A 12,208-nucleotide genomic window follows, 5' to 3' on the forward strand; every position below is an offset into this window, starting at 1 on the left:
GTACGTCGAGCGAACGCGTTTTCGCATCTGCACGAAAACTCTTATTGATAATTTGTCGATATTTTATTGAGAATGTAGTCTTAGATTCGAAACGTTGCAGACGGATTCGTCTGCCCTTTCAATGCTTTCGCCCTGGAAAATCATCCCGTGTCAGCGAAAAACGAAGCACGAATCTATGCGTTCGGCGATACCGCGCTCGTCTGCGAAGCGCCGCCGCCGGCCACACTCGATTGCCAGCGCCGCGTGTGGGCCGCCGCGGCTGCCGCGCGCGACTGGCCGCATGTGCGCGAAGTGGTGCCCGGCATGAACAATCTGACGATCACCTTCGACCCGCTCGAAGCCGACCCCGCCGATCTCACCGAGCGCCTGCGCGCGGCGTGGGACGCGGGCGGCAAGGCCAGCACGCCGGGTCGCGAGATCGAGATTCCGGTTCAGTACGGCGGCGAAGCCGGTCCCGATCTGCACGACGTCGCGAAGCACACCGGGCTGTCGGCGCAAGACGTGGTCGCGCGACACGCGGCCGGCGAATACATCGTGTTCTTCCTCGGCTTCCAGCCCGGCTTCGCGTACATGGGCGGCCTCGACGCCGCGCTGCACACGCCGCGCCGCAAGTCGCCGCGCGTCAGCGTGCCGGCCGGTTCGGTGGGGATCGGCGGTGAGCAGACCGGCATTTATCCGGCGGTGTCGCCGGGCGGCTGGCAACTGATCGGCCGCACCGACACCGCGCTGTTCGACCCGGCGCGCACGCCGCCCACGCTGCTGCAGCCGGGCGATCGGGTGCGCTTCACCGTTGCGGGGATCGACGCATGATCGACGTGATTCGCGCAGGCATGCTCAGCTCGGTCCAGGACCTGGGCCGCCCGGGACATCGGCAGCTCGGCGTGGCGCTCGGCGGCGCACTCGACCGGCTATCGCTGGAAGTCGGCAACCGTCTGGTCGGCAACCGGCCCGACGACGCCGGTATCGAAATCACCTTCGGCCCGACTGTGCTGAAGTTTTCGCGCGCGACACGCGTGGCGATCACCGGCACCGAGTTCGGCGCGACGCTCGACGGCGAGCCGGTCTATTCGTGGTGGAGCCTGCCGGTCAAGGCCGGCCAGGAACTCTCGCTGCAAACCGCGAAACGCGGCATGCGCGGTTACGTCTGCGTCGCGGGCGGCATCGATGTCCTGCCGGTGCTCGGTTCGCGCAGCACGGATCTCGGCGCGTGCTTCGGCGGTCTCGGCGGACGCACGTTACGTGACGGCGACCGTCTGCCGATCGGAACATCGGTACATCGCGCGAGCTCGTGCTTCAGTCCCGACGCACCCGAGTTCGGCGTAAAAGCGCCCGCATGGTGCAGGTTCGTGCTGGTCCACGAACCGGTCCGGCGCGGCCGTCATCCGTCGGGCGTTGCGTGGGCGGTGCCGATCCGCGTGCTGCCGGGCCCGGAGTACGACAGTTTCAGCGCCGACGCGCAGAAGTCGTTCTGGTCCGATGAATGGCTCGTCACGCCGAACAGCAACCGGATGGGCTATCGCCTGTCCGGCACGGAACTTGAACGCACGCAGAAGCACGACCTGCTGTCGCACGCGGTGATGCCCGGCACGATCCAGGTGCCGCCCAACGGCCAGCCGATCGTGCTGATGAGCGACGCGCAGACCACCGGTGGGTATCCGAAGATCGGCGCGGTGATTCAGGCGGATATGTGGAAACTCGCGCAGGTTCGCCTGAACGGCGGGATCCGCTTTATCCCGACCACGCTGCACGAAGCGCGTCACGCGCTGCAGGAAGAACGCACGTATTTGCGGCAGATCGATGCCGCGATAGCGATGCATGAAGAACGCCGCGAACGCGAACTCGCGTAAGCGGCCAGGCAATATCTGTAGAGGAACATCATGGAAATCGATCTGAATGCCGATCTCGGCGAAGGCTGCGGCTCCGACGAGGCGCTGCTCGACCTCGTCAGCTCGGCGAACATCGCTTGCGGCTGGCACGCGGGCGGCGCCAATGCAATGCGCGACTGCGTGCGTTGGGCGGTGGAGAAAGGCGTGTCGATCGGCGCGCATCCCAGCTTCAACGATCCGGAAAACTTCGGCCGTAAAGAGATGGATCTGCCCGCCGGCGAAATTTATGCGGGCGTGCTGTACCAGATCGGCGCGCTGTCGGCGATCGCGCAGGCCGAAGGCGGCCGGATCGCGCACGTGAAACCGCACGGCGCGCTGTACAACCAGGCCGCGCGCGATCCGAAGATCGCCGAAGCGATCGTCTCGGCCATTCACGATTTCGATCCGTCCATCGCGGTGTTCGCGCTGGCGAACAGCGGGCTCGTCACGGCCGCGCGCGAGGCGGGGCTGACTGCTGTGGAAGAAGTGTTCGCGGATCGCGGCTATCGGGCCGACGGCTCGCTGGTGCCGCGCAAGGAACCGGGCGCGCTGCTCGACGATGAACAGATCGTGCTCGAACGCACGCTCGCGATGATCCGCGAGCGCCGCGTGCAGGCGGTCAGCGGCGACTGGGTGCCGCTGAATGCACAAACCATCTGTCTGCATGGCGACGGCCCGCACGCGCTCGCGTTCGCCCGGCGCATCCGCAGCGCGCTGACCGAGGCCGGTATCGACGTGCATCCGGCCGGCGCGGCGCGGGTTTGAACGGGTCGTTCGCGCGACGTGTGATCCGGTGAAACAGCATCGAACGCCCCGCCCCGCGCGGGGCGTTTTGCAAACGATATAGCAGTCGCAGCAAGTAGCAGTGGCAGGTTGTAGTTGAAATGGCAGTTGAAGTGGCAACTGAAGTAGCAGGCGCAGTGCGACAGACGCGGCCAGCAGAGCCGCGCAAGGCAAGGCAGCGGCCCGGCGATCCCGGACGGCTGTCTCACGTGTGCCGCCTAACGGCGGCGAGGTTTAGAACCCTGTCTGGAGATCTTTAATGCAGTCCACCGTCAATCTATGGCCATTGATAGGCGTGGCCGTCATCATCGTCGGCTTCGTGTTGCGCTTCAATCCGATGCTGATCGTCGCCGCCGCCGCGATCATCACGGCGCTCGCCGCGCACTTCCCGCCCGAGAAAATTCTCGCGGCGATCGGCAGCGGCTTTATCAAGACCCGCAATATCCCGTTGATCATCCTGCTGCCGCTCGCGGTGATCGGCCTGCTCGAACGGCACGGTCTGCGCGAACGTGCGCAGGCATGGATCAGCGGCATCAAGGCGGCCACCGCCGGCCGTCTGCTGATCCTGTATCTGCTGGTCCGCGAACTCACTGCGGCGGTCGGGCTCACCGGTCTCGGCGGACATCCGCAGATGGTTCGTCCGCTGATCGCGCCGATGGCCGAAGGCGCCACCGAAACCCGCTTCGGCAAGCTGACCGATAGCGTGCGCTACAAGCTGCGCGCGTATTCGGCCGCCACCGACAACGTCGGTCTGTTCTTCGGCGAGGACATCTTCGTCGCGTTCGGCGCGATCGTGCTGATGGTTACGTTCCTGCGTGAAGCCGGGATCGAAGTCGAGCCGATGCACGTCGCCGTGTGGGGCATCCCGACCGCTATCTGCGCATTCCTGGTTCACGGTTTTCGCTTGTGGCTGCTCGACCGCTCGCTGGAACGTGAAATGCGCGGCAACGCCACCGCGTCCTCGTCCACCACGACGCCGCCCGGCGTGACCGGAGACAAAGCATGACGCTCACGATCAACTATCTGTTCTGGCTGCTGGGTATCGTGCTGCTGGTCGTCGGCGGGATGATCGTCACGGATAAAGATCATCCGCGCCGTCTGACCGCAGGCGGTTTCTGGATTCTGTATGCGCTGATTTTCCTGATCGGCGACAAGCTGCCGCCCGAAGTGGTCGGCGTGCTGGTGATTGCGATGGCGCTGATCGCCGGGTTCGGCGGCGTCACCGCCGCGAAACCGAAAGTGCTGTCCGCCGAAGCCCGTCAGGCCAGCGCGAAACGGCTCGGCAACAAGCTGTTCGTGCCCGCGCTGACGATTCCCGTCGTCACCGTGATCGTCACGCTCGGCGCGAGCCATCTGGTGTTCGGCGGCATGCCGCTGATCGAGGCGAAGAACGTCACGCTGATCGGCTTCGGGATTGGCTGCGTGATCGCGCTTGCGGTCGCATGCGTGATGACGCGCGACACCGTCGGCCAGTCGATGAAGGAAACCCGCCGTCTCGTCGATGCGCTGTCGTGGGCGGCCGTGCTGCCGCAAATGCTCGGCATGCTCGGCCTCGTGTTTTCCGACGCGGGAGTCGGCAAGGCGGTCGCGCACGTCACGACCGCGTATATCAGCCTCGACTACCGGCTGGTCGCGGTGGCCGTGTACTGCATCGGCATGGCGCTGTTCACGATGGTGATGGGCAACGGCTTCGCCGCGTTTCCGGTGATGACCGGCGGTGTGGGCGTGCCGATTCTGGTCGGCGTGTTCCACGGCAACCCGGCGGTGATGGTCGCGATCGGCATGTTTTCCGGCTACTGCGGCACACTGATGACGCCGATGGCCGCGAACTTCAACATGGTGCCGGCCGCGCTGCTCGAATTACCGGACAAGAACGCGGTGATCAAGGTGCAGGTGCCGACGGCGCTGACCATGCTCGTCATCAATATTTTCCTGCTGAACTTCCTGATGTTCCTGTAAGCGGCATCGCCACCGGCACGCTCGCGTCGCCGGTGGCGTGGTCATCTCCGTCAAGATCGGTTTTCGACACTTCCGCGACTTCTGCGATAAGCGGTCGCGTCGTCAGCCCCGTCTACCGGACACGTCTCGGGAAATTAGGATAAGTCTGATCGTCCGCGAAATGGCGCGGGCCTACTCTGGACAGACGTTTTCTTCACCGTCCGGTGATGCAGTTCGTCCGCCGGCGTCTTCCAGAGAGTCAACATGGATCAGACCGTTTCGCCGCGTCCCGACCACGCCGCCAATTCCTCGCACGTCGCCGGACCCAGCAGCGCCGTAGCCGCGCCCAACGCTTTGCTCGACGCCGCACTCGACGCGCATCGCTCAGGCGACCTCGACCGCGCCGATGCGCTCTATCGCGACGCGCTCGCGCACAATCCGTCGAATGCGGACGCGCTTCACTACTACGGCGTGTTGCATCATCAGCGAGGCAATGCGCGCTATGCGGCGCACCTGATGGACGACGCGCTCGCCATCTTCGCCGACGACCCGGCATGCTGGAGCAACCGCGGTCTGGTTGCGGCGGCGCTGGGTCAGCCGGATGCCGCGCACGCGTACTACCTGCGTGCATTGCGGTTGCAACCGGCGTTCGCCGACGCGCACAACAATCTCGGCGTACTGCTTCAGTCGCAACGACTTTACGACGACGCCGCGCACCACTATCAGTCCGCGCTCGACATCGACCCATCGCATATCGATGCTCACCTGAACCTCGGCACAACGCTCGCGAAGCTCGAACGTCACGACGAAGCGCTGGCGTGCTACGCGAACGCGCTGTCGCTCGATCCTCGCTCTGCATCCGCGTATTTCAACGCAGGCAATTGCTTCGACGATATCGGCGACGCCGACGCGGCGATCGTGCATTTCCGTCGCGCAATCGCCATTCAGCCCGACTTCGCCGAGGCGCATGTGAATCTGGGCAGCGTGATCGGCAAACGCGGCGACTATGCGCAAGCCGAGTTGCACTATCGCGACGCGCTCGCGCTGAAGCGTTCGCCGACGCATCTGGTGTGTGTCGGCGCGTCGCTGGCGGCGCAAGGTCGGGTCGACGACGAAGAAGCGTTCTATCGCGCCGCCCTCGAACTCGATCCGGGCCATGCGGACGCGCATCAGAACCTCGCGTGGGCTTTGCTCCGGCGCGGCGACTATCCGGAAGGCTGGGCGGCATACGCGAAGCGCTGGCGCGCCCAGGATTACGCGCACATCGCCGTGGCGGGCGTGCCCGAGTGGCACGGCGAATCGCTCGACGGCAAGCGTCTGCTGCTGGTCGGCGAGCAGGGTTTCGGCGACCAGTTGCAGTTCGTGCGTTACGCGAGCGTGCTTGCCGAGCGCGGCGCAATCGTCGATGTCAGCGTGCGCGCGCCGCTGGTCGAACTGGTCGCGACCGTGCCGGGCGTGCATCGCGTGTTCAGCGGTCAACCGGAAGGCGACGCCGCAAGTCAGTACGATTTCTGGGTGTCGATGATGAGCGTGCCGTCGTGCGTGCGCACCGGCCTCGACACGATTCCCGCCGCGCTGCCGTATCTGTCGGCGCAACCCGATGCGGTGGAACGCTGGCGCGAACGCGTGACGGCGGTCGCGCCGACACAGCGCAAGATCGGTCTGGTGTGGGCGGGAAGTCCGACCTTCGGTAACGACCGGTATCGGTCGATGCCTTTCGACACGCTCGCCACGTTGGGCGACGCTGACGCTACCGCGTGCTTTTCGCTGCAGAAAGGCGCGGCGGGTGAACCGGCAAGGCTGGCGTCTGCGGCATTGAAGCCGCACGACTTCACCGCCGATCTCCACGATTTCACCGATACCGCCGCGTTGATCATGAATCTCGACCTGGTGATCGCCGTCGATACCGGCGTTGCGCATCTGGCTGCCGCGCTGGGCAAACCGGTCTGGTTGATGCTGCCGTTCAACAGCGACTGGCGCTGGCTCGATGGCCGCAGCGATTCACCGTGGTATCCGGGAATGCGCGTGTTTCGTCAGACACATCTCGGCGACTGGACGCCGGTTCTGGCCGACATCCGCACGATCCTGCATACGCACGACGTTTAAGCGCCTGGCGACGCACTCGCGCCGCCACTCATCCCGCATCCACGACGAAGCCGCGCTGCCGCAGCAATTCCAGCACGCCCTTGCGTCCGCCCAGATGCAGCGCGCCGATCGCCACGAACACCGGGCGGTTCGGCGCGGCAATCAACACCATACGCGTGACGAAGCGCCGGTTCCGGTCATAGACGATCCGGTTATCGACCTGCGCCGACACCCGTTTATCCCGCGCGAGCGATTCCGATTTCGCCGCCTGCCACGCGGCGATCGCGTCGGCGTCGCCGACCCGCCATAACCGATGCAGCGTCTGCACGTCCGCGACGTTTTGCGCGGGCGTCTGCACCAGATCCTGCGCGAGCATCTCGCGCTGTTGCGGCAGCGTCAGGTTGGTGAACGCACGCATCTGCTCACCGAGTGTCTCCAGTCCGACGATTTTGCCGCGCGTGTGCAGATAGACGTTCTGCAATTGCGCTTCGGTGCCGTATTCGGTTTGCAGACCGGCGCTCAGTGAATCGTAGGTTTCCACCAGCAGCGACGCGAGCCACGGCCGCATCTTCCGGATTTCGACCAGCGCCGCCGGATTGCCGCGCAGCCGCGCTTCGAGTTTGTGCCACAGCGGATCGGGCAGCAGCTTCGGCAGACACGGCCACGAGCAGACTCCGTAGCGCGACACGTCGTCTTGCGACACGAGCAGATCGTCGGGCGACAGTTCGAGCGCGAGTGTGGGCGAAGCGGCGAGCGCGCCGGTGATCGGACGCCGGAACGGCTGGTTCGGCGGATAGTCGGCCGGGTCGCCGACATGCAGCGTGCCCAGCACATAGATGGTCACAGACCCGCGTGTCGCGACATAGAACGGCATGCGCGCCGGTTGCGTGCGAACCGGACCGCTGGCGGTCGTGCTGGAACTGCTCTGCGGCCCCGCAGGCGGCGGATTGAAGCCGGGCAGACTGGCGCGCGGTTGCGCAGCCGGATTGGCGACAGCCGGTGCGGCCGGTACGGCTTGCGCGGCGTTGGCCGCGGGCGCGGCATGCGCCACTGAAACCGGATCGAAAAATTCGGATGGAGCAAACGAAGCAAACTGGGCGACGCCGCTGCCGGTCGCACACACGGCCAGCGCCAGCGCGCCTTTGCACAGATAGCCGCGAACGATTCGCGCGAGCCGTGCGGGACGACGGCGTCGCGCGAACAGTGCATTGCGGACAAGACGAACCACGCGGAAAGCGGCAAGGCCGGCGAGTCGGGCAATGGCTGGCAGACCGGTTTCCCGGTTTCCCGCCCGTTCACCCATGCGTCCACCCGCCCGGCCGCCATCGCGCCCGCCAATACGCAGGCGACGCGCAGGACGACGCGCCGCCGACGTATCAGGCATCCACGTCCCCCACCTCCTCGGCACGGTGGCACGACACCTGGCGGCCGTCGACTTCACGCAGCTTCGGTTCTTCGGTGCGGCAGCGGTCGATCACATACGGGCAGCGCTGATGGAACGTGCAGCCCGACGGCGGATTCAGCGGCGACGGCATTTCGCCTTGCAGCTTGATCTTGATCGTGCGGTCCGCCTCGAAGATCGACGGTGTCGCCGACATCAACGCGCGCGTGTACGGATGACGCGGATTCGCGAAGATCTTCTTCTTGTCGCCGAGTTCGGCCACGCCGCCGAAGTACATCACCATCACGTCGTCGGCGATATGCTCGACCACCGACAGATTGTGCGAAATGAACACGTAGCTGGTCTTGAACTGTTCCTGCAAGTCCATGAACAGATTCAGGATCTGCGCCTGGATCGACACATCGAGCGCGGATACGGGTTCATCGGCGACGACGATCTGCGGATCGAGAATCATCGCGCGCGCAATCGCCACGCGTTGCCGCTGACCGCCCGAGAACATATGCGGATAGCGCTTCGCATGCTCCGGGCGCAAGCCGACGGTGCGCATCATCTGCGCGATCCGGTCGGCGCGCTCCGAGGCGCTTGCCTGGGTATTGATGGCGAGCGGCTCGCCGAGCGTCTGCTCGACGGTCTTGCGCGGATTCAGCGACGCAAACGGATTCTGGAACACCATCTGCACGCGCCGCCGCAACGCGGCGATCTTCGCGTGATCGGCGCCCGCGACGTCTTCGCCATCGACCAGCAGACGGCCTGCCGTCGGCGCTTCGATCATGGTCAGTTGACGGGCCAGCGTGGACTTGCCGCAGCCGGATTCACCGACCACCGCGAGCGTCTTGCCGCGCTCCAGCGCGAACGACACGCCGTTCAGTGCCTTCACCGTGGCGTGACCGAACATCCCGCGCTTCACCGGATAGTGACGCGCCAGCTGTTCCGCGACCAGCACGTGGTCGCCGCTACTGCTTGCGCCGGGTTGGCGCATGTCGGGTACTGCATTCATCGTGCGCCTCCCTGGAAGTGAGCGTCGGGTTGAACCGGTTTTTGAACCGGAGCGGCCTTGGTGTGGACGTTCGCATCGCCCAAAAGGTTCAGCGGTTTGATACATCGTACGCGAGCCGCTTCGTCATGATCGGGCAACGGCGCAAGCGCCGGACGCGCCTTCGTGCAATCGTCCACCGCATATTTGCAGCGCGGCGCGAACAGACAGCCGCGCGGACGGTCATCGCGTCCCGGCACCATCCCCGGTAACGCCGCCAGCCGGACCGCGCCCACATTGTGCTCGGGAATCGCCGCCAGCAACGCTTCCGTATACGGATGATGCGGTGCCGCGAAAATATCCGGCACCTTGTTGGTTTCGATGACTTCGCCGGCGTACATCACCGCGACGCGCTGCGCGACTTCCGACACCACGGCGAGATCGTGCGAGATCAGCACGAGCGCCATGCCGCGTTCCTTTTGCAGCTTGACGAGCAGTTCCATGATCTGCGCCTGGATCGTCACGTCGAGCGCGGTGGTCGGCTCGTCGGCGATCAGCAGCTTCGGATTGCAGGCCACCGCCATTGCGATCATCACGCGCTGGTTCATCCCGCCCGACATCTGGTGCGGAAATGAATCGATGCGGTTTTTCGCGTCGGGAATACCGACCTGATCGAGCAGTTCCAGCGCGCGTTGCTGCAATGCCGCGCCGCGCAAGCCTTCGTGCAGCTTCAGCACTTCCTTGATCTGATAGCCGACGGTATAGCTCGGATTCAGACTCGTCAGCGCGTCCTGGAACACCATCGCGATATCTTTGCCGATGATCTTGCGGCGTTCTTTCGGCGAGGCCTTCAGCAGGTTCTTGCCGTCGAAACTGATTTCGTCGGCGGTGACCTTGCCGGGCGCGTCGATCAGGCCCATCAGCGCCATCATCGTGACGCTCTTGCCCGATCCGGATTCGCCCACCACGCCGACCACTTCGCCTGGCGCGACGTCGAGGTTGATGCGGTCTACCGCCGGCAAGCCGTTGAAATTGACCGCGAGATTGCGGATGGTCAATAGGTTGCTCATGGTCAGGCCATCCGTTTCAGTTTGGGATCGAGTGCGTCGCGCAGCCCGTCGCCGAGCAGGTTGATCGCAAGCACCGAGATCAGGATGGACAGACCGGGCATCGTGACGATCCACCATGCGCTGTCGATGTAGTCACGCGCGGATGCCAGCATCGCGCCCCACTCCGCCGACGGCGGTTGCACACCCAGGCCGAGAAAGCCGAGCGCGGCCGCGTCGAGAATGGCAGACGAAAACCCGAGCGTAGCCTGGACGATCAGCGGCGCGGTGCAGTTCGGCAGCACCTGCGAGAACATCAATCGCGCCGTGCCGGCCCCGGCCACGCGCGACGCCGTCACGTATTCCTTCTGCAACTCGCCGAGCGCAGACGCGCGCGTCAGCCGCACGTAACCCGGCAACGCGACGATCGCAATCGCGAGCATCGTGTTGACGAGCCCCGGCCCGATGATCGCAACCACGGCCACCGCGAGCAGCAGCGACGGCAACGCGAGCAGCACGTCCATGATGCGCATGATCGGCGTATCGGCCCATTTCTCGAAGAACGCCGCGCACAGACCGAGCACGACGCCCGGAATCAGCGCGAGCACGACCGACACGAAGCCGATCCAGAACGACAGCCGCGCGCCGTACATCAGACGCGAAAGGATGTCGCGGCCCGCTTCGTCGGTACCGAGAATGAACTTCCAGTTGCCGCCGTCGAGCCATGCGGGCGGAATCTTAACGTTGTCGCGGTATTGCTCGATCGGGCTATGCGGCGCGATCAGCGGTGCGAAGATCGCCACGATAATCAGCAGCAACACGATGGCGCCCGCGAAAACCGCGCCGCGGTTACGCGAGAAGTTGGCCCAGAATTCGCGGGCAGCGATGGCACGGCCGCTGGGCGGCGTGACCGATTGGGGAATGGTGTTCTGGATATCAGCCATAGCTATTTCATGCCTCCCGTGGAGCCGCCTCGACCGGGGCGTGCGCCCCGCCGGAGGTCAGCGAACGAATGTGAGCGTGGGGGTGCATGTATTTACCTCGTATGGCGAATGCGCGGATTCAACACGCCGTACAGCAGATCGACGACGAGGTTCACGACGATCACGAGCGTCGCGATCATCAGGATGCCGCCCTGCACGACCGGATAGTCGCGCCGGCCGATCGCATCGATCAACCATTTGCCGATACCCGGCCATGAAAACAGCGTCTCCGTCAGCACGGCGCCCGCAAGCAACGTGCCGACCTGCAGACCGATCACCGTCACGACCGGAATCAGCGCGTTACGCAGCGCATGCACGACGATCACGCGACCCGGCGGCAAACCCTTCGCGCGCGCGGTGCGGATGTAGTCCTCGCGCAGCACTTCGAGCATCGACGAACGCGTCATCCGCGCGATCACCGCGAGCGGAATCGTGCCGAGCACGATCGCGGGCAGGATCAGATGGCTCAGCGCCGAACGGAACGAGCCTTCGTCGGTGCCGGGCAACAACGCGTCGATCAGCATGAAACCGGTGACGTGCGGAATGTCGTATTCGACCGCGATGCGACCCGACACCGGCGTCCAGCCCAGCTTCACCGAGAACAGCATGATGAGGATCAAGCCCCACCAGAAGATCGGCATCGAATAGCCGGTCAGTGCAGTGCCCATCACGCCGTGATCGACGACCGTACCGCGCCGCAATGCAGCAAACACGCCGGCCGGCAGGCCGATCAGCAGCGCGAAGATCATCGCGCAGATCGACAGTTCGACGGTGGCGGGAAAACGTGCGAGGAATTCGCCCATCACAGGCGTGTTGGTGATGATCGACATCCCGAGGTCGCCGTGCAGCGCGCGGCCGACATAGTGGATGTATTGCATCGGCAGCGATTCGTCGAGACCGAGACGATGCATCGCCGCAGCGTGCATGGCCGGATCGACGCCGCGCTCGCCCATCATCACTTCGATGGGGTCGCCGGGGATCAGATGGATGAGCGCGAATGCAAGGATCGTGATGCCGATAAACGTCGGAATCACCATGCCGATGCGGCGCAAGACAAAGCGGAACATGGTTCGTCCCTATGGTTTCGATGAGGGGAAAACGCAACCGGCGACGAGGGCTTGTGGCCCCGGCCG

General features: G+C 64.9%; 11 protein-coding genes. 6 read left to right on the forward strand and 5 right to left on the reverse strand.

Annotated features, from left to right (window positions below; genetic code table 11):
• Window positions 1-147: 147 nt before the first annotated feature.
• The 6 genes from pxpB to PW947_RS12050 all read left to right on the forward strand — a co-directional run bounded on the left by pxpB (window position 148) and on the right by PW947_RS12050 (window position 6,692).
• A complete protein-coding gene (gene pxpB / locus PW947_RS12025; RefSeq protein ID WP_299631876.1) occupies window positions 148-810 on the forward strand; it encodes a 5-oxoprolinase subunit PxpB in 663 nt (220 codons plus the stop codon).
• Window positions 807-1,847 (forward strand): biotin-dependent carboxyltransferase family protein, encoded by a 1,041-nt coding sequence (locus tag PW947_RS12030; protein ID WP_299631878.1) that lies wholly within the window; start codon window positions 807-809, stop codon window positions 1,845-1,847. Before pxpB ends, PW947_RS12030 begins: the two co-directional genes overlap by 4 nt.
• Window positions 1,848-1,877: 30 nt before the next feature.
• Window positions 1,878-2,630 carry a 5-oxoprolinase subunit PxpA gene (pxpA, locus tag PW947_RS12035; RefSeq protein WP_299631880.1) on the forward strand — a complete coding sequence of 251 codons (753 nt, stop codon included), beginning with the start codon at window positions 1,878-1,880 and terminating at the stop codon, window positions 2,628-2,630.
• 277 nt (window positions 2,631-2,907) lie between these two features.
• A complete protein-coding gene (locus PW947_RS12040; RefSeq protein WP_299631882.1) occupies window positions 2,908-3,654 on the forward strand; it encodes a DUF969 domain-containing protein in 747 nt (248 codons plus the stop codon).
• Window positions 3,651-4,607 (forward strand): DUF979 domain-containing protein, encoded by a 957-nt coding sequence (locus PW947_RS12045; protein WP_299631884.1) that lies wholly within the window; start codon window positions 3,651-3,653, stop codon window positions 4,605-4,607. The genes PW947_RS12040 and PW947_RS12045 overlap by 4 nt, the downstream gene beginning before the upstream one ends.
• Before the next feature lie 243 nt (window positions 4,608-4,850).
• On the forward strand, window positions 4,851-6,692 hold the full coding sequence (locus PW947_RS12050) for a tetratricopeptide repeat protein (RefSeq protein ID WP_299631886.1): 1,842 nt from the start codon (window positions 4,851-4,853) through the stop codon (window positions 6,690-6,692).
• A 28-nt stretch (window positions 6,693-6,720) separates the two neighbouring features.
• Here the strand turns inward: PW947_RS12050 and PW947_RS12055 are convergent, their stop codons facing one another.
• The 5 genes from PW947_RS12055 to PW947_RS12075 form a co-directional block, all read right to left on the reverse strand.
• A complete protein-coding gene (locus PW947_RS12055) occupies window positions 6,721-8,055 on the reverse strand; it encodes a TraB/GumN family protein (protein WP_299631888.1) in 1,335 nt (444 codons plus the stop codon).
• Window positions 8,048-9,070, reverse strand: a complete 1,023-nt coding sequence (locus PW947_RS12060) for a peptide ABC transporter ATP-binding protein (RefSeq protein WP_299631890.1) — start codon at window positions 9,068-9,070, stop codon at window positions 8,048-8,050. The genes PW947_RS12055 and PW947_RS12060 overlap by 8 nt, the downstream gene beginning before the upstream one ends.
• Window positions 9,067-10,116: an ABC transporter ATP-binding protein gene (locus tag PW947_RS12065; RefSeq protein ID WP_299631892.1), complete on the reverse strand. Its 1,050-nt coding sequence runs from the start codon at window positions 10,114-10,116 to the stop codon at window positions 9,067-9,069. Before PW947_RS12065 ends, PW947_RS12060 begins: the two co-directional genes overlap by 4 nt.
• A 2-nt stretch (window positions 10,117-10,118) precedes the next feature.
• On the reverse strand, window positions 10,119-11,036 hold the full coding sequence (locus tag PW947_RS12070) for an ABC transporter permease subunit (protein ID WP_299631893.1): 918 nt from the start codon (window positions 11,034-11,036) through the stop codon (window positions 10,119-10,121).
• A gap of 92 nt (window positions 11,037-11,128) precedes the next feature.
• Window positions 11,129-12,142, reverse strand: a complete 1,014-nt coding sequence (locus PW947_RS12075; protein ID WP_299631895.1) for an ABC transporter permease subunit — start codon at window positions 12,140-12,142, stop codon at window positions 11,129-11,131.
• Window positions 12,143-12,208: the final 66 nt, after the last annotated feature.

This window comes from Paraburkholderia sp., from assembly GCF_028283785.1.
Lineage (GTDB): Bacteria > Pseudomonadota > Gammaproteobacteria > Burkholderiales > Burkholderiaceae > Paraburkholderia.

Coding starts and splice junctions, on each gene's coding strand:
- pxpA (WP_299631880.1), top strand. CDS start 1,878: ATGGAAATCGATCTGAATGCCGATCTCGGCGAAGGCTGCGGCTCCGAC.
- PW947_RS12045 (WP_299631884.1), top strand. CDS start 3,651: ATGACGCTCACGATCAACTATCTGTTCTGGCTGCTGGGTATCGTGCTG.
- PW947_RS12030 (WP_299631878.1), top strand. CDS start 807: ATGATCGACGTGATTCGCGCAGGCATGCTCAGCTCGGTCCAGGACCTG.
- PW947_RS12065 (WP_299631892.1), bottom strand. CDS start 10,116: ATGAGCAACCTATTGACCATCCGCAATCTCGCGGTCAATTTCAACGGC.
- PW947_RS12055 (WP_299631888.1), bottom strand. CDS start 8,055: ATGCCTGATACGTCGGCGGCGCGTCGTCCTGCGCGTCGCCTGCGTATT.
- PW947_RS12075 (WP_299631895.1), bottom strand. CDS start 12,142: ATGTTCCGCTTTGTCTTGCGCCGCATCGGCATGGTGATTCCGACGTTT.
- PW947_RS12050 (WP_299631886.1), top strand. CDS start 4,851: ATGGATCAGACCGTTTCGCCGCGTCCCGACCACGCCGCCAATTCCTCG.
- PW947_RS12060 (WP_299631890.1), bottom strand. CDS start 9,070: ATGAATGCAGTACCCGACATGCGCCAACCCGGCGCAAGCAGTAGCGGC.
- PW947_RS12070 (WP_299631893.1), bottom strand. CDS start 11,036: ATGGCTGATATCCAGAACACCATTCCCCAATCGGTCACGCCGCCCAGC.
- PW947_RS12040 (WP_299631882.1), top strand. CDS start 2,908: ATGCAGTCCACCGTCAATCTATGGCCATTGATAGGCGTGGCCGTCATC.